Origin of the sequence: Tolypothrix campylonemoides VB511288_2, assembly GCF_045999855.1 — a bacterium.
GTDB classification, from domain to species: domain Bacteria; phylum Cyanobacteriota; class Cyanobacteriia; order Cyanobacteriales; family Nostocaceae; genus Scytonema; species Scytonema bouteillei_A.
The window spans coordinates 121,611-139,405 of sequence record NZ_JBFPMW010000008.1 but is presented as its reverse complement, the minus strand read 5'-3'; the positions used below and the strand labels follow the sequence as shown (position 1 = coordinate 139,405).

The 17,795-nt window shown below is 41.1% G+C and carries 13 protein-coding genes; 4 read left to right on the top strand and 9 right to left on the bottom strand.

Annotated elements, in window-relative coordinates:
- Nucleotides 1–223: 223 nt before the first annotated feature.
- Entirely contained in the window at nucleotides 224–892 is a 669-nt protein-coding gene (locus AB0756_RS23520; protein ID WP_038089900.1) for a tetratricopeptide repeat protein, read from the top strand.
- A gap of 123 nt (nucleotides 893–1,015) precedes the next feature.
- Here AB0756_RS23520 and AB0756_RS23515 read toward each other — a convergent pair whose 3' ends face one another.
- The 3 genes from AB0756_RS23515 to infC form a co-directional block, all read right to left on the bottom strand.
- A complete protein-coding gene (locus AB0756_RS23515; RefSeq protein ID WP_038089904.1) occupies nucleotides 1,016–1,459 on the bottom strand; it encodes a Crp/Fnr family transcriptional regulator in 444 nt (147 codons plus the stop codon).
- A 132-nt stretch (nucleotides 1,460–1,591) separates the two neighbouring features.
- A complete protein-coding gene (locus tag AB0756_RS23510; RefSeq protein ID WP_038089907.1) occupies nucleotides 1,592–4,585 on the bottom strand; it encodes a hypothetical protein in 2,994 nt (997 codons plus the stop codon).
- A gap of 293 nt (nucleotides 4,586–4,878) precedes the next feature.
- The gene (gene infC, locus AB0756_RS23505) at nucleotides 4,879–5,412 is read right to left on the bottom strand and encodes a translation initiation factor IF-3 (protein ID WP_038089910.1); all 534 of its coding nucleotides are present in this window, start codon (nucleotides 5,410–5,412) and stop codon (nucleotides 4,879–4,881) included.
- A gap of 463 nt (nucleotides 5,413–5,875) precedes the next feature.
- On the opposite strand from infC, the gene AB0756_RS23500 reads away from it, so the two are divergent.
- Nucleotides 5,876–6,823 (top strand): alpha/beta fold hydrolase, encoded by a 948-nt coding sequence (locus tag AB0756_RS23500; RefSeq protein ID WP_038090015.1) that lies wholly within the window; start codon nucleotides 5,876–5,878, stop codon nucleotides 6,821–6,823.
- Nucleotides 6,824–6,938: 115 nt separating this feature from the next.
- On the opposite strand, the gene AB0756_RS23495 is transcribed toward AB0756_RS23500, so the two are convergent.
- The 3 genes from AB0756_RS23495 to AB0756_RS23485 form a co-directional block, all read right to left on the bottom strand.
- A complete protein-coding gene (locus AB0756_RS23495) occupies nucleotides 6,939–7,304 on the bottom strand; it encodes a BON domain-containing protein (protein WP_038089914.1) in 366 nt (121 codons plus the stop codon).
- Between the two features lie 150 nt (nucleotides 7,305–7,454).
- Nucleotides 7,455–8,372, bottom strand: a complete 918-nt coding sequence (locus tag AB0756_RS23490) for an ion channel (protein WP_038089918.1) — start codon at nucleotides 8,370–8,372, stop codon at nucleotides 7,455–7,457.
- Between the two features lie 121 nt (nucleotides 8,373–8,493).
- Nucleotides 8,494–12,120 carry a WD40 domain-containing protein gene (locus tag AB0756_RS23485; RefSeq protein WP_038090017.1) on the bottom strand — a complete coding sequence of 1,209 codons (3,627 nt, stop codon included), beginning with the start codon at nucleotides 12,118–12,120 and terminating at the stop codon, nucleotides 8,494–8,496.
- A gap of 381 nt (nucleotides 12,121–12,501) precedes the next feature.
- On the opposite strand from AB0756_RS23485, the gene AB0756_RS23480 reads away from it, so the two are divergent.
- Together AB0756_RS23480 and AB0756_RS23475 are read left to right on the top strand one after the other, a co-directional pair.
- Nucleotides 12,502–12,900, top strand: coding sequence for a hypothetical protein (locus AB0756_RS23480; protein WP_038090018.1), 399 nt, complete (start codon nucleotides 12,502–12,504; stop codon nucleotides 12,898–12,900).
- Between the two features lie 419 nt (nucleotides 12,901–13,319).
- Nucleotides 13,320–13,547: a hypothetical protein gene (locus AB0756_RS23475; protein WP_038089921.1), complete on the top strand. Its 228-nt coding sequence runs from the start codon at nucleotides 13,320–13,322 to the stop codon at nucleotides 13,545–13,547.
- A 22-nt stretch (nucleotides 13,548–13,569) separates the two neighbouring features.
- On the opposite strand, the gene AB0756_RS23470 is transcribed toward AB0756_RS23475, so the two are convergent.
- The 3 genes from AB0756_RS23470 to AB0756_RS23460 all read right to left on the bottom strand — a co-directional run bounded on the left by AB0756_RS23470 (nucleotide 13,570) and on the right by AB0756_RS23460 (nucleotide 17,786).
- On the bottom strand, nucleotides 13,570–14,355 hold the full coding sequence (locus AB0756_RS23470) for an MOSC domain-containing protein (RefSeq protein WP_038089924.1): 786 nt from the start codon (nucleotides 14,353–14,355) through the stop codon (nucleotides 13,570–13,572).
- Nucleotides 14,356–14,391: 36 nt separating this feature from the next.
- The gene (locus tag AB0756_RS23465) at nucleotides 14,392–15,828 is read right to left on the bottom strand and encodes a sugar transferase (protein WP_038090021.1); all 1,437 of its coding nucleotides are present in this window, start codon (nucleotides 15,826–15,828) and stop codon (nucleotides 14,392–14,394) included.
- Nucleotides 15,829–16,610: 782 nt separating this feature from the next.
- Nucleotides 16,611–17,786, bottom strand: a complete 1,176-nt coding sequence (locus tag AB0756_RS23460) for an endo-1,4-beta-xylanase (protein ID WP_038089927.1) — start codon at nucleotides 17,784–17,786, stop codon at nucleotides 16,611–16,613.
- Between the last annotated feature and the right edge of the window lie 9 nt (nucleotides 17,787–17,795).

Below are 17,795 nucleotides of genomic sequence, written 5' to 3'. Positions count from 1 at the left end.
TTACTGAGAATAAAATTAACTATACTTTTAAGTGAAACGAAAAATTACTTAAAAAATTTTGTCCTCACATATGGGCATTACGGTAATTTACGGAAGGTCTATCCCGATTATAATCATCGATCGCTTATGTGAGATCTACATCCCAAATGTTGCTTCTAGAAGCTTCTTCGTCTTTTGTGGTAAAGATTATTATATGACCCCTAGTAGTAGAAAAATTTTCAGCATGAAGTCAAAGAATCTTAACAAATTAGTTTCTTTTCACGTTTCTAGTTACTTGATGCTGGGTATCTTAACTGTTACAAATTCATCACAAATGGTTGTTGCCAAAGTCAGTCATTTCACCATTGATAAACAACATACACGGGAACAAAGACTGGCGCAATTCTCAGATACCACACAGCAAGAGCGATCGCAACTTGTTCAAGTGGCAAATACTTTATTTAACCAAGGTGATTTAAAGGGTGCAGAAGAAAATTTACGTAAGTTAGTTAAAAAGTATCCCGATTATTCCTTTGGATATTATCAGTTAGGTAATGTCCTATTTCGTCAGGGAAAAAAAGAAGATGCTATTAAAGAATATGAAAAAGCTATTCAAAAAAATTCTAAATATGCTCTTGCCCATAATGCCCTTGGATCTGTTTTTGCAAGCCAACAACGTTGGGATGAAGCTATAACAGCATATCAGAAAGCACTGGCTATTAATCCCGATTACGGTGATGCCCTGACTAATATAGCCCAAGCACTTTGGGAACAAGGAAAACGCAATGAAGCGATCGCATCTTTAGAAAAAGCTTTAAATATTTTTAAGTCTCAAGACAGACCCGAAAAAATCAGGCAAATAGAACAGATTTTAAAGGAACTCAAAGCAGGAGACGATCCAAGTGTTTCTTAGAAATTTACCCGAAAAAAGCTATGCCGTACAAACAACTTGAATTAACCCCCCCTTGGAGTGTGTTTTCAAAACGTTAAATCCCGCTAAGTCCCCGATAAATTAAGAAATTTTTGACATCAGTCATCAGTAATTTCTCGTACCCATAGCATTAATTTTTTCATTTAACTCCCGAATGCGCCGTGATAGTACGCCAATAATATTCACTGCAATTTCAGGAGTTTCTTCTATAGCATCGTACAGTTGTTCTTGAGTGAGTTCCAAACAATCACAAGGTTCTAAAGTTGTCGCAGAAGCAGAACGGGTTTGAGCATCAAACACTGCCATTTCACCAAAAGATTCTCCTTTAGGAAAAATAGCTAATTGTTGGTTTCCTATATGAACTTTCACAACCCCTGAAACAACTATATACAGCGATCGCCCTTGTTCCCCTTGCCGAAAAATGGTGTAATTGCTGGGAAAAGACAATTCATCCATGACTGATGCTAAACGAACAAGAAAATCATCTCGTAATTCTTTGAAAATTGGTACTCTTCGGACAAATAATAAACGATCGACGCTGGTTAACATATTGGTTTGTTGTTAGTTGTGAGTTGTTAGTGTAATTTCAGTATTATATCTGCCAGCTTTTCAGAAAGTTTAAAAACTTGTAAATCCTCAAAATTTGATTTCTCCATGTTTCATTTCTGACAGAACTAACCACTAACAATTAACTCCATATTTTGCAATAAGACGCTTGATTTGAGTGGCAACGAGGGGGTGTGGATCGTTTTTTAATTGGGGTATAAGTTCTAGAAGAACGCGGCGGGAAACTACGTATAAGTATGCGATCGCTGCTTCTCTAACATAACCTGTGGGATGGCGCAAACTCTCTAAAACTTGTTCGCTGGTTAATCGTATGCGAGCAACTTGTGCATAATGGAAACAGCACGCCAAACACCAATCGGAAAGCGACTCTTTATCTATTATTAAACTTCGGATTCGCTCGCCTAATTCCATTTTTTGATATGGGACTATGCCCTTTTCTACAATTTTTTGCAGTTTTTCCTTGGGCGATCGCTTATCTAAAATAGTTAACAATACAGATTTATTAGGTAACTTGATAGTATGGTCTAAAATCTCCAAGCCTCTTGCAGAATTTTTGGCAGATTCGGATCTGAGATTAAAGGCTACTGCTTTAATTTTTTCGGAAGAATAAAGAAACTCTAATAGCAGTAACAATCGGTCTTTCACATCAATTTCTAATTCTAAAAGTGACCTTTGGAGTAAATCGCATACAATATTCAATTTGTCACTGTATTGAGTTTTTTCCAGCTTGTCACGTGTATCAAGCTCGATATAAGCAGCGTAAATATAACCTAAAAATTTTAACTCTTTATCAATTAATCTTTTGATCTTACTTTCAAGCGTCTTATCTAATAAATTGACAATTCCCTCTTGTTGATATCTTTTCAGTAAGGTGCGAAGGATATGATATCTGGTTGTACCTTTAGAAGTTTCCAAATGTTGCCATAAAGCATCCATGGCTTCCAAGGTAGAGATTTGACCGATAGTCCGCCAAGCGTACATCCGTACAACTTCTGGTTTGTAAATGTTAGTAGCTAAGCCAACCAATAAAGATAGGGTTTCATTCTCTAGATGCACGAGAGATTGCATGGCTGTATTTCTAGTTGATTTGTAATGAAGCCCATTGACTAATGCCGAGTAATATTCTTCTAAATGGGTTCTTGCAATCATTTCCAAGGCAGCACACCGCACGCGCAAAGATTCATCCTGTAATAAATTGGGAATATAAATTCGCAATTCTTGTAAATAAACGGCTTCTGATAGTGCTTTGACTGCATTGACTCGCACGCGTTCATCTTTATGAGTTAGCATCCGCCGCAAAATATGTATTGCTTCCACTCTTTGCATTGGTTTCCCATAACGCAACAAAAGTACAGCAGCAGTTGCTTGAATTACAGAGTGTTGTTGGTGTTTTAGATACTCTTCTAGTTCGGTAAGATTTGGATTTGATTCCGCAAGCCATAGGTAGCGCAACGCAAGAGCAAAAACTTGAGCCGCAACTCTTTCGTTGGATGCATCTAATAAAGCTCGAATTTCTGGTAAGTATGCAGGATTTGCACCTCCCGCAAGCATGACTTCTAAACTGTGAATTTGTAATGAAGGTGGTAATTTTACAAGCAGGGGGGCTAGAATTTCCCCTGCTCCTTTAGAGTCAATTTGAGATAAAAGTTCAATACAGGAGTGTTTATCTGCTTCTGTACCTTGTTCGCCTAAAGCTTTGATGACGGCTTGCTTGAATGCACGTAAATCTACATCCGTTCCACTGAGATTTCCCCGTCCTGCACTTAAGACTAGTAAGTTTACGTAGCGCGATCGCATGACTAAAATAACGCCCACACAAACTAAAGCAACTGCTATTGTTTCTCCCAGCAAAATGAAGTTGTGTTGGGACAGTATAAATAATTTGGCAAACCAGAAGGAGACTAAAATAAAAACTCCCCCTATTCCTGTTGCAAAGGCTTCTGCTATACCACTTGAGAGCGCCTGTACGTAGCTGCGTATTTTGTCTGGAATAGGTTGGAATAATAAGGGTCCGCTACTTGTTACTAAGGTGTAGCGCAGAAGTTCATCTGAGAATTTAAGAACGACCAAACCCCATAAAAATTTTTGTGACTGGCTTCCTGGAAGAAAACACAGGAGTGCGATCGCCACTGGCATGAGAATGCCTACACTTAATGGTAAAGTAGCCGCACTAAAAAAGACTCCAAAACGTTCGAGAACCCTGCTGGAAACAAATAACTGCATCATCAGTTCGCAGATACCCGTAACACCACCTAAAACACCAAGGAAACTAGCGATGTCTTTACCTGCAAAGTTTGACTCCAACTGAGTAAGATACTGAAAATCTACTAACAGACCAATAAGGTGTAGCAGGGCAAAAAAACCAAATAACAGGAAAGCATATTGCTTGAGAGGACCGGAAAGGTGGCGTCCTTGAGAGTGGCGGATTTCTGGAACTTCTCGTAATGGGGTATCAGGGAAAACTTGTTGGTAGTTTCTACTTAAATGCCAGAGAATCAGCGCCCCTAATGTGATAAACACACCAGCGAAGGGCATAATCACGTTTTCCAGCCCGACGAAGATTAATAAAAAAGGTAAGCTAAAGCCACTAATGACATCAGCAACTAAAATACCGCTGCTAACGAGTGGGTAAGCACGTTTAATTTCTCTAATATTAAATAACTGATTGGCTGCTATGGAGGTGTTGAGTTCGTTAACGACGTAAAAAGCGTCTACCCAGAGTCTGAGGAGAAATATGCCGATCGCTCCTAAGTAGGGAAATTGCATTCCCCAGTTGAAGATTATAAGTGGCAAAAACATACAAGGTGCGATCGCCACTATAATCTGACGCAGGGGAAAAATTTGTTGCAACCAAGAGTATAAATATACCAACAAAGTTCCATTGACTGCACTGGCTATATAAATCCAAGGTAGGTACTGCGCTCCATATTTATCAAGAAATAAAGCTACCGTACTATCTTCAGACCATCGCAATCCTACTGAAGTAGTTGTATAAAAGGCGAACATAAGCCAAGTGCGATCGCTCTCCTCCGGTCGAAGATTCACCCATTGTAGGAGTCGTGGTAGAACACCTTTATTTGGAGTCCATAGGTGATTTTTTAGTTCCATGCATTTTACTTGTTGGAATAGTTAGTCACCATAGCAAAAGCCCTGAGCAACTGAGTATAGTTTGCCCACTCAGAGCTCAGGACTATCAGCATATGCATGATTTATTATTCTTCTCCCTAAAAAAAGGAGGGCGGACATCGCCCACCCATACACAATGGTTGACAATAACCGCCCCATGCCTTTTATTTTCAAGGCAGTTCTGATGAAAAAAATTTCACTGCCAAGTATGCAAAAGGTATCTTTATCGGCTCGAGAGAGGTAACACGATGGATTTTACCCGTCGCATTTAAAAATTATTTCTTGGGAGAAATCAGCATCATCATGTTTCGCCCTTCTTTCTTGGGTGCTTGCTGCACTTCACCCACTGATTCCAAGTCTGTTGCCATTCGCTTGAGCAGTTCTTCTGCCATATCACTGTGCTGAATTTCTCTACCTCGGAACATCACAGTCGCTTTGACTTTATCACCATCTTTGAGAAAACGCTCTGCTTGTTTGACTCGCACGTTGTAGTCGTGTTCTTCTATCTTGTAACGCATCTTAACTTCTTTGACGTCAGCCGTGTGCTGCTTCTTTCGAGCTTCTCGCGCCTTCTTCTCTTGCTCAAACTTGTATTTCCCGTAGTCCATAATCCGACAAACAGGTGGGTCTGCTTTGTCGCTTAACAGCACGAGGTCAAGCTCTTTTTCCTCTGCCATTTGCAGTGCTTCCTGGGGTGTTAAAATACCCAGCTGAGCACCATCAGTGTCAATCACCCGAATCTTCGGAAAGCGAATACGTTCGTTAATTTGGGGCAGATCGCGATTTCTTTTCTTTTCAATCACAGACATGGATTTTGTGGGAGCTGTTGTTAAGAATTTGGTAAGGTTGTTAGTAGTACGCGTCAGAGAGAAAATACTAAAATAACTGAGAACTCACAAAGAAAGCTATAGCTCTAGAGTAACTATATCCATAGCAGGTTTTCTCTGTCATTCTTTTATCTGTCCTCATTCTACCCACTCTAAGACGATTTCTGTCTTATCGTTAATTTAAATTACACCACAGTAGTATTATTTAACGATTGTCAAGCCTTTTGTCAAGTCATTGACATTTTCTCTACCCGTATATTGACGGAAATACAAATTTCACATTATACAAGTAGTTGATTTTTGCTATTTATTAAAAAAAACTTGTTTTTTTGAAAAAAGGGGTGTAAGCACGGGTAGCAGGGCAAATTGAATTTTTTCTCTAATCTAGAATATATACAGAAACTACCTTTTGTCAGCACCGTTTGGCGATCGCTTGGCAGAGATTATGGAAGATGAACTGGAGAGGCGTGTGAATGTAGTACACTGGCAGGAACGAGTCGGACATCAAAGAGACTGGGTTTGGCGGGGTTGGCAAACGCGTTATACCTATATCCGTCAAAGACAGAGCGATCGCAAAACAACCCCGGTCATTCTACTACATGGGTTCGGTGCTTCTATCGGTCACTGGCGACATAATATAGAAGTACTGGGCGAACACCATACAATATATGCTCTCGATATGTTGGGATGGGGTGCTTCTGAAAAAGCCCCAGTTAAATACAGCGTACAGCTTTGGGTAGACCAAGTTTACGATTTTTGGAAAACCTTCATCAACCAACCAGCCATCTTAATAGGTAATTCTCTTGGTTCGCTAGTTTCCTTCTCCGCATCAGCCACCTATCCCGATATGGTGCGTGGCTTGGTCATGATGAACTTACCCGATCCATCATTGGAAAGAGAAGCTTTACCTCCTGTCTTAAGACCCGTTGTCGCAGGTATCAAAAGTTTTGTTGCTTCCCCACTGTTGCTTCAACCCTTATTTAATGTCATCCGCCGACCTGGTGTAGTGCGTCGTTGGGCAAGTCTCGCCTATGCTAACCCAGAGGCTATTACCGATGAACTGATAGAGATTTTAACGGGTCCACCTCAGGATAGAGGTTCTGCTCGTGCTTTTACTGCCTTATTTAGAGCGACGATAGATGCTAATTTTGGTCCAAGCGTCAAAACCGTTTTGCCAACATTACAAATTCCAATGTTGCTGATTTGGGGACAAAAAGATAGACTTGTTCCCCCTGCACTTGCCCGTCAATTTGCTCGGTATAATGAGAGGTTAGAGGTGCTAGATGTTGAGAATGTGGGGCATTGTCCTCACGATGAACAGCCAGAATTAATCAACCAGGTCATTTTAGATTGGTTGAATAAGAATTTTGGTGAAAGCAACTGTTTGATTTAAAGTTCTTGTTCCTCCGATTCTCTGTGCCTCTACGGTTAAATAAATGACTTTTAATCTTGAACCGTACCAGGCGCAGAGAACACATTAGAATTTAACCGAGCGCTGTCACTGTTAACTAGCCAACGCTCACTTGGCTCGTATCGACTGCTGTTGCACCATTAACCGAACGCGCTACGGAAACCATTTTTTGCAGAATGTCTTGGCTGGGAACTTTGCCCTTGAGGACTACAGTGCTACCTGTTTGAGCAACCCAAAGAGTATCGATATCATCAAGTTGATTGTCTTGGTCAAACGCAAGAGCAACTCGCTTAGCCAAACCGCTTTGATCGTACTCTCCGTTTAATCCCACACGCTCGGGGGGAACTGTTTCAGTGGCTGAAGGAGTAGCAGCACGGGTAGCTTGTTGTGCTGGCTGTGGAGTAGGATTTACTTGTGCATTGTGTGGCTTTTCCATTCCAAAAAGTCTTTTTAACCAACCCATATACTTTTTCTCCAAGTTGTTATTGCTAGTTATTTAAAGATAAAAGGTTGATTAGAAAGCATCCTCTACCTGTAAAGTGATTTGCACTTATAGGAGTTTATGCTTGCGGTATGATTTATCGAGAAGTACTATTAATTGCCTAACAGATCGTTAACACCCCCCCAGTGTATTCCTCTGTTCATCCAAAGAAACAACGTCATGAAACCGCGCATAGTTGACACAGCGTCTGCCGTCCTTTGTTTTCCCTAAAATATCGACAAACCTCATATTCCAAATAATATCCTCAGATATATAGGAGTGACGGGAGTGGATTGTTTGAGAAACTGTTTCATCAAGCCCTGTTAAAGTAACTACCACTTCCATCTCATCTTTTACCATGTCCTCAGATGAGACTCCATAAAGAGGGCTATTCTCATCAATGATATGCATGACTGTCCAAGTCAAAGCAAAAAGAGGCGATTGACTGCGAACAAGAGACATATCGTAAAACCGACGCATTACATCACCTTCTTTGGTAATTTCAGTCCGTGCTAGAGTCACCCGAACTTGTGCTTCTAAAATCAAATTGTCCCGTTCGTTAGCAACTCGAAACATCAGAGTTGGAGCATCATTGTACGGTGTAATAACTGCAATATTGCTAAACAGGACTCGTGCTTTAGGGAGAGAAAATCGAGCAAACATTAACCCACTTCCCATTGCCAATCCTATCAACCCCAGTAGAGATTCAACTGTGACTAAAAAGTTCGCATACGCTGTTTTGGGATACAATGCCCCATAGCCAATAGATGCCATTGTCTGAACGCTAAAGAAGAATGCATCAAAGAAGTTACCCGGACGTGCATTTTCTATACCATCGCCTCCTAGAATATACGCCAAGGCAAATAGGGCATTAGCTGTAATATACCCCAAACCGATCAGTAATAAGGTGTAATACCAAGGAAGTGTTAGTAGCAAATGGTACGGATCGTGCCAGTGTTTGTGAGACATTCCTTTTCGCAAGACGTTGAACCTTCCATGCCGATTTACCATGCGGCTGCTAACTGAGGCTTTTCGACGGGTTGTTTTCATGGGGTTGATTGCGGTAGCAAAAATCAAGAAGCGGCAATTTTATTATCCGATTAACACACTGTTAAATAAAGAAATCCTAAAATTTCCAGTTCCTTCCCTTTTCAAGGGTGGAGGGTGAGGGTTAGATCGTTCTCTCTCCTTGTTCTATTGCACCCAAAGCCTTTAAAGAAGCTTTCTCTGCGTCTGTCAAACCAGTAATATTTGTAATTTCCATGCGTTCGTAAAGCCGATCCGATTTAAGAAGACGCAATCGGCTACACTTTTGTACATCCCAAAGTTGAATGTTTTCATCTTCACTACCACTAGCAAGTAGACGACCGTCAGAACTAAAGGCGACGGAACGGATTGCTGCTGTGTGTCCTCGTGTCAGGGTATCCAGACACAAACCCGTGTTGACTTGCCACAATTTAACGGTTCCGTCACCACTACCGCTTGCAAGGATTTGCCCATCCGGGCTGAAGGCTACTGAATAAACTTGTTTGCTGTGTCCTTCCAACTTATGGAGACATTGACCTGTTTTCATGTCCCACAGCCTAACTGTTTGGTCTTCGCTACCACTTGCTAAAAATTGCCCGTTGGGACCGATCGCGACGGACCAAATTAAATCTCTATGCTTGTCTAAAGTGCCAATACATTGACCTGTATGAAGATCCCAAAGTTTGACCGTGCTGTCAGCACTTCCACTTGCAAGTGTACTACCATCGGGAGCGATCGCTACCGTCCAAACCCAATGAGTATGCCCTTCTAAAACTTTCAGACACTCACCTGTGTGAGAATCCCAAATTCGTACTGTTTTGTCTTCGCTACTGCTGGCTAGAATTCGCCCGTCTGAACTGAAAACAACTGTCCACACCCAGTTAGTATGTCCTTTGAGTATTCGGGTGCATGTAGTGTTGCTAATGTCTGTAATATCCCAAAATTTAATGGTATTGTCGCAACCTGCACTTGCGAGAAGTTGTCCATCAGGGCTAAAAGCAACAGAACGCAAACGTCCTTGATGTCCTTCTATGGGATAACACTCACCTGTACTTAATTTCCATAGCTTTATTGTTGGCTCATCACCGCCACTTGCTAAAATTTCGTTATTGGGACTAAATACGACCGAGTAAACTCCACGGGTATATGCTTGCAAAACATACAAGCAGTTTCCTGTTTCTACATCCCACAGTCTTGCTGTTTGATCGTCACTGCTGCTAATTAAGGTACGTCCATCGGGACTGGATGTAAATGCGATCGCCCAGACTTGACTGTTATGCCCTTCTAAAGTCCGCAAACATTCACCTGAAGGAACGTTCCAGATTTTGATAGTGCGATCTTCTCCGCAACTTGCAAGAGTTTTTCCATTTGGACTAAAGCGTACTGAGTAAACTATTTTCTGGTGACCGATGAACGTTCTCAGGCATTTTTCTTGCTCGACATCCCAAAGTTTAACCTTTCGGTCTTCACCGCTACTAGCCAAAAGTTGACCGTTCGGACTGAAAGCAACAGAGTAAACCTCACCGCTATGCCCTTCTATTGTTTTTAAGCATTCACCAGTGTTGATATCCCAAATTTTAATCTTACCGTCAGCACTAGCACTTGCTAAAAGACTGGAGTCTGTGGGGCTAAAAGTGACTGACCAAACCCAATCTTTGTGACCGTTTAGGGTTTTTATACATTCTCCTGTACGCACATCCCAAAGTTTAATGCTTTCGTCTTCACTACCACTTGCCAAAATCCAACTTTTGGGTTGGAAAGCAACTGTATAAACTTTATTGGTGTGTTCGCTTAGGGTTCTCAGACACATACCCGTATGTACATCCCACACTTTGATAGTGTAGTCTGCGCTACCGCTTATCAAAAGTTGGTTATCTGCGCTAAAAGCAAATGCCCAAACCCAAGCAGTGTGTCCTCTAAAAATACGAATTTGTTTAATATCTACAGTCCGCCACAAACGAACTTCCCCGCTAATTGTACCGATAGCAAAGTACTCCCCATTGGGGCTAAATCTGACTGAAACCAGACTCGACATTGTTTCCGTAAATACCGAACCCGTTAAGTCAGCATTTGTAAAGCTTGTATCCTGTAATTTCACATCCTTAAGATAGGCTTGCCAAATAGTTAAGTCTGAAAAATCACGCCCGCTTAAATCAACTTGAGTGCTGTCAATCTGAATTTGGCGCAATAAATTGATTAAGTTCCCAGCGGCATATCCCTTTTTTAGGTGATGGTATTTCTGTAAACTCGCTAACATTCTACGGAGATGAGACTCTAATTGGTCATCAAAAACGTTTAATAGTTTATTTTTTAAAGGCTCTAAAATCAGTTTTTCCTGAGTTTTGTGGATAAATTCGAGAGAACGCGCTTTCATCAACGGGTAAGCATTCAGAAATTCGTGAGTTCTTGCTTGGCTGATTTCTTCAAAAGCTTGCTCTATGATTCTTTCTGTCACGTATTCCATGACTACAGACTGGTGACGAAACCTACCCGAACCTGCTTCTTTTTCGATTAGCGATCGCCGCAATAAAGACTCGACTGCTTCTAACACTCTAGGTGCGGGTTCTGAAGTAATTAAATTTGCTTTTAATTCTCTAAAGGAAACATATTCCCGATGGATAGCCAGCCAGTACATCAGTTGTTTCTCTAATTCTGACAGGCGATTGAATTGCTGGTCTAAAAGAGACCGAATATCACCATAAACTGCCGTTTCTTGGTGAATTTGGTTTAAAAATTCACCAACATTATTGCTAAATAAGTCATAAACGGTGGTAGCAACTATCTTTAAAGCCAGTGGGTTACCGGAGTATCTCTCTACTAATTCCTTCAACTGGATATCAGAACAAGAAAACCCCTTATCTTTGAGCATAGCCCTTGCTTCTGCTAAATTCAGTCCCAAAAGGTGCAACACCTTCACTGGTAAATTTTTCCCTTCCAATATTGCCACTTGCTTGGGCTTTTCTCTACCAATAAGCAACAGACAACTTTCATGTCCTGCTTCAGCTATTTTCTTAAAGAAATAGCCGTACTTTTCATATCCTTCTTCATACTCGCCCGCCCTTTCATAAGCCCTACCTTCACCACTGCGAAGCACGGTTTCCACTTTATCTAAAACGATCAAGCAACGGTGCTCTCTCAAAACGTTGATTAACCGCAGTATTTTGCTGTTGTCATTGTCCGGCAAGTCGTGTTCTGGATCTTTAGGTAGAAAGCGGAGTAGCTGTGTGAGAATATCACCTATAGGTGGAGCATTGCTGAGCGATCGCCAAATAAGATAATCAAAATTTTCCCGTACTTTTTTAGCAAACTGTGCTGCTAAAACGGTCTTACCTATACCTCCTATTCCCAACACGGCTACCATCCGACAGCGTTGAGAATTATCCCCCACGATCCACTGTTCTAACTTGGCAATTTCCTCTTCGCGACCCCAAAAACCATCTACATCAACAGCCTCGCCCCAATCCTCTTGAGGTATTTTCCCAACCTCTACATTTATATTTGCTTGATTTTGGTATTGAGCTATTAGCTGTTGTCTGAGGTTGTTAAGTTTTTTGTTACCACTCCCCTCGATACCAAATTTACGGTAACTTTCTCCCAATCTTTTTCTCACAGCTGCTTGAGAAATTTCCAACTTAGAAGCTATTTCGGTACCTGAAAGATTACCTAATGCCAACAATAAAGCATCTAACTCTGTTTTAGTAACACCAGATCTGGTTGCTACCTCTACGATAAAAGTTTCTGGAAGTTGAGACATATTGGTAGCGTTTTCCATGCGATCTTGACTCCACACAACATAATAGTATGTGAGATAACTTTTTATAACATGGTTGAATAATTGAGAAAAGAGTATTTTTAACAGTGACTGCAAGCAGGCTCATTATAGCAACGTGAGAAAAAACCGTAGAGAAACTATAAATTAATTTACAGTATGTATACCTTAAGGTAGGTTCAACTGTAGGGACTTGCCAGAAAAAAAAGTTATATAGTATATTACATACAAGTTATATATATGTGAGGTAACAACATTGGGAGTGTTTCCTTAAAACATAGATATTTGCAGCTTTCCACCCACAGACTAAATAACTGTAGTTGCGCTAAGCCGGATGCGGCTTGCGCTGAAGCGATCGGCACTCAACGTTACGGAGGAACTGATATGACCTTCTCACGCTCAAGATTTCCTGAATTCTTCAGTGATTCTCATGGCATTAGAATGCACTTAAAGATCGAAGACAAGCCTCTGGACGCGTTGCCGATTAGACTGCAAGATGAAGGAAATATTGACATTATTCCAAAGCAAGCTTCCTCTATTGAATTACACCCAGTGTTTTCTCACCTTAATTTTTTGCTGCTTGAGACCTTGTCAGTGACACAACACGGCGAGTTTGTTATCCGCAGCAAAAAAGGCAACTACGAGACTATTGTTGAACTGGGCGGGCATGTTAGCCAACGCTATCATCTGAGTAAGGAAGAATTAGAAAAAATCCAACAAACCTACGAAAAAGTTCTTGAAAATTGGGTGGGATGGAGGCTTAGCCGTAAAAATCGCTCTTGAAGATATCCAGCACAGCTACTTAACAGTTAAGAAAACTGACAGCTTGAGCGGAACTGAGAACACAACCAAATATTTGTAGGTTATTGAAACATATGGCTTTCAAGAAACGAGAAGTTTACAAGCCGGTGGAGTGATTCAAGCACTCACCGACTTTTTTGTTTAAGAGGTTATTTGAAAAGTAGTTAGCTGTGATTTTAGGCACTTAGCGATCCCCCCTAGCCCTCCTTAAAAAGGGGGGAAAATACTCTTAAAGTCCCTCAATTTATCAGGGGATTTAGGGGGATCTTGAATGTTTTGCTACTGATGAAAGGATTTTTCAAACATCCTCTAACGGTCCTTCGGACAAGGTAAAAAGCAGGAGCCAGATGTCGGAAGGGAAGACATAAGGTTTAAACAACTTTTACACTGAGGTTATCATCATGAATCAAGATCGACAAAGCCGTTTATTTAACTTGGCTTCTAGGTTCCTCAAATACTTTTTCCTGTTTCTATTTGGGTTTGCAGTTGCCTACGTTTTATCGCTGAGTTTCGGAGCCGCAAATATTGCTATATTTCTACTGAGTTCTGCGATCGCCAGTGTTTGGCGTTTGGGGCTTCTCTTGTTTTGTTTAATAGCAACAACAGTTGTTGTTGAATCTCTCCGCTAGCAACATACCCAGGTGCTAACCATTACTTCAATATCTCTCCTACTGCCACGCTACCACTGGTAACAACCCTTGCCAATACACCAGTTTGTGTATGTTGAAAATTCTTTTTTAACAGAGGAAGTAAGGCAGTATCCCTCTCTCCCGTTTCGGGATTCACCTCTATATTTAAGCATCGATTGATCCGGTCTGTAACAACGATTCGGGCTGTACCCAGTTCCATTTCTTTTCCCACCCAGTCAAATTCTCCCCAAGCAGGAACGCCATCTAAAACAATATTGGGACGGAAGCGACGCACATCTATTGAACGTCCTGCTAACTCACTCAAATGCTCGATCGTCGTTTGACTGACTAGGGAAATATGCACCGCTTCTCTATCTGGATAGCGAGTTTTGCCAAAATCTCCCACAACTTTTATGGATGTGCGATTTGGATGTCTGGCGGTTTGACTTGGGTAAATTCCTGCTAAGTACCCAGTGAAAAAACTACCAATGCGATCGCGTCCAGTTAAGCTATGTGTATCAGCAACTAACAATTCTTCTTCTTTACGCCTGACTGTCAAAATCCCTGTCTCTGGCTCATAAGAACAATCGAGTGCGGCTAGCCCCGACCAATCATTTTGCATGGCAAAGTGTTGCTTCTTCATCCAAGGGACTGCTGTGAGTTCGGGGTATTTGTCCCCATCATCAAACATTAAGGCAAAAGCTCTATCTCCGGGTATACCGTGTTGGGAACGCAACTCAACGCGATCGCACTTTTGGGGAGTTAATCCTTTAAATGGGTGGATAAACAATTGTTTGACGCGAATCATTTGAGGGGTTAGAGAGTAGGGGGTAGGGGGTAGGGGTTAATATGCTCCTGTCTTGTCAAAAACCACTTTAACAGTTTTGAGTAAGATTGTTAAATCTAGCCAAAGAGACCAACTTTCAATGTAAGCGATATCTAACTTTACCGCATCTTCAAAGTTATCAATATTGGAGCGACCGGAAACTTGCCACAATCCTGTAATACCGGGGAGAACTTCTTGTCGGATAAAGTGAGTTGTCTGGAATTTTTCTACGTCCCTCATGGGAAGAGGGCGGGGACCAACAAGACTCATTTGCCCGAGCACAACATTAAACAGTTGTGGCAATTCATCCAAACTGTAACGGCGCAGGAACTTGCCTATTCTTGTGATGCGAGGGTCGTCTTTCATTTTAAAGAGAACCCCATCCTTGATTTCGTTCTTGGCTTCTAAGTCTTTTTGCATATTTTCCGCATTGGTAACCATTGTACGGAACTTCCAAATTTTAAATTTCTTGCAATGCAAACCAATACGCTCTTGCTTGAAAAAGACAGCTCCGGGAGAATCTAGTTTAATCAGCAGGGCGAGTGCTAGATAGACAGGTGAGAGTATAATTAACAAAATAATGGAAGAACAAAGGTCAAAACACCGCTTTATCCAAAAAGCACTACCGGCAACAATTGGAGATGAAATTGTCAGGCAGGGAACTTCACCAATTCCAGTCATCCACAGCATTGTTTTAGGATAACGAACTACACCTGCGGTTGGTAATATTCGCAAGAGAATGCCAGCTGTTTGGAAATGCCAGCAAACATACAGACGATTCTTGATTGCATTCCAAGAAACAAAAGCTTCTACTACACCCTGTTTGCGAAGAGATTCTAGTGTTGCCTCTCTATTAGCTCTATCGAGGCATATAGATTCAGAAACTCCCTGTACCGTGTAGCAATTTTCTTGTTCTAGTAAGCTAATATGCCCCTCTTGCTCTTCTCGATCGGCAATCAAAAAAACGGGATAGCGAATTGCTCCTTTCTTACGAAGAAATTTAGTAATGAGATCAAAAAGAATACGTCCGGTACAGATAAAGACTATAGACCACAACCAAAACAATAGCAAAATTGATCGCGAGACATAATGATTTGGTTCATAAAGAAAAGCAATCACCACGAAGAAAACGTCTGATAGTGAAACGGCTTTCAGCAAACGGAAATAGTTACGACGATGAGTGCCTGCTTGATATAAACCTTGTGCTCCAATTATGCCTATTTCAACTGTTAGAATAAGCAATAGAAAAGATGTTTTTTGTGTCCAAGGAGACTCTAATGGAGTTCCATAAAATACTGCTAATTTCCATGCTAAGGTCAGCGCAATAATATCTAAGCAAATAAGTGTTACGACCCGCAGTAATCGAATCGCTATTCCTCTCTGTATTCTTGTGCCTTTGGCTGACCTTAGGTCTTGCTGAAAATTTACTCCTGATGATAGATTTTTTAAGGACATGATTTGTATTGCCTTTGGAATATAGGGAGAAGTGCATTGAAATTTAAGTAAATCATCTGACATGATTCATTGATAAATCTGCTAAGGGTTTAATCTCGAAATAAAGAAATGACCTATAGCAGTTACAGGAACAGCAACTTACTAATTCCAAACATCCGATAGATGTTTGCTAAGAAGCAAATTTTAAAAAAAGAGCAACAAACATTTTTTGCTCCTCTTTTGAAGATCGAACAGTATTTTATAACTGAATTTAAGTAAGGATATATTTCTAAGAAAATATTAGTGCCGAGCCTCACCAATGGAGTCAAGAAATAGTTGAATTATGTTATGTAGATAAAAATGGATTATTCTCGATCTAGAAGCGATACTAACAAACCTATGATGAGTTGTAAAATTATATTAGTGATACCAATTTTCACCTATACAGTTATAATAAACGAAGCAAAAATATTGCAAATTCCCGAACAAAATATAAGTCATGAGATAGCCTTTGCTTGAGTTCTGGCGTGATATCCGAGCAATTAAGCATAATTAAGAGATATAGAGTTACAAAGATATAACAATTCTAAATCATTCGTGAAAAATTTTAAGTACTGTAGGTAGCGCTATGCCACACACATAAAGCTTTTGTGCGGCCTAGCCTTACCTATATGTATTTCATGAATCAAATAGGATTGCTATAGAATCAATGCGAGATAGCGTCAAAGCTGAATAAAAGCAGGAGAATGTCCCTTTTGCACCAAGAAAGGAACATAAAATCATTTTCTGCTGGAGAGAAAAAATCAACGTTTTGGAGCATTATCAAACGCTCTTGCTATAGCATTCCATGCCAACTTAGGTTCGAGATTTGAGCTAAGTGGCAAGGGACGCACAAGCGCAGCATCTGAACGGGGATACATGGAAAGCCACGTATAACGATCGCTCAATTGCCAAGTTAGTACCGCAATCACTACTCGTTCATCTAACACCACTGATAAATAGTCTTCATACGCAGCAGCAACAATGCGATCGCGAACAGCAGGAGCCGAAGGTAACTCTCGATCTGACACATCTAATTCGGTAATCAGAATTTTGAGACCAAGACTGGCAACGTCCTTAAGAAAATTCCTGAGCTTAGTAGCATTAAATCGAGTTTCGGCACCATTCAAATGAGCTTGAATCCCTAGAGCATGCACGGGCGTTCCAATAGACTTTAAGTGTTCCAGCAATTTTAAGACAGCCAATCTCTGCCCAGAGTCTCGGGGTGTATCGTAATCTAGCCACCGATCGTTGTATACTAGCAACGCCGTTGGATCTGCTTGTGCTGCAACCCGAAAGGAAAGATCGATGTAATTTTTATCCAAAAACGAGAGCCACGGATTGACGCTTAAACCATCAGAGCGATCGCTAAGGGACTTGGCAACTGCTTCATTTACCACATCCCAAGAATGCATCTTACCAGCATAGCGCTTCACAACAGTATTAATATGTTCTATCAAAAATCGCTCAGCATTCTGAGGGCTAACTGTTTCCTTAAACCACTTAGGCAGAGCTTGCTCCCAAACTAAAGTGTGTCCTCGAAAAAGCATACTGTTACGCTGTGCAAACTCAGTTAACCAATCTGCTTTGGTAAAGTCAAATTTATCTGGAGCAGGGCGCAAAGCATCCCACTTAAGATCTAGGTCTGGCACCAAAATGCCACACTGTTGAACAAAGCTAGCTGTAAACTTTGCGTCTGACGCTAGATCGTACTGTGTAGCAGCTGCCCCGTAAATTAATCCCTTAGCTACAGCACGCTTTTTCAAGGGAGCTTGCCCAACTACTGTAAACTCTCTTTTTGGGTGATCGAGTGCTCGTGTCTGCTGTGTCTGCTGAACTCGATACATTTGTTTTCTTGCTCCGACAGCAACACCCCCTGCCAAACCTGATAAACCTAGGTATAAAAAATGGCGTCGCCTCAGTGGCGAGTTATTGAACATACGGTTAAA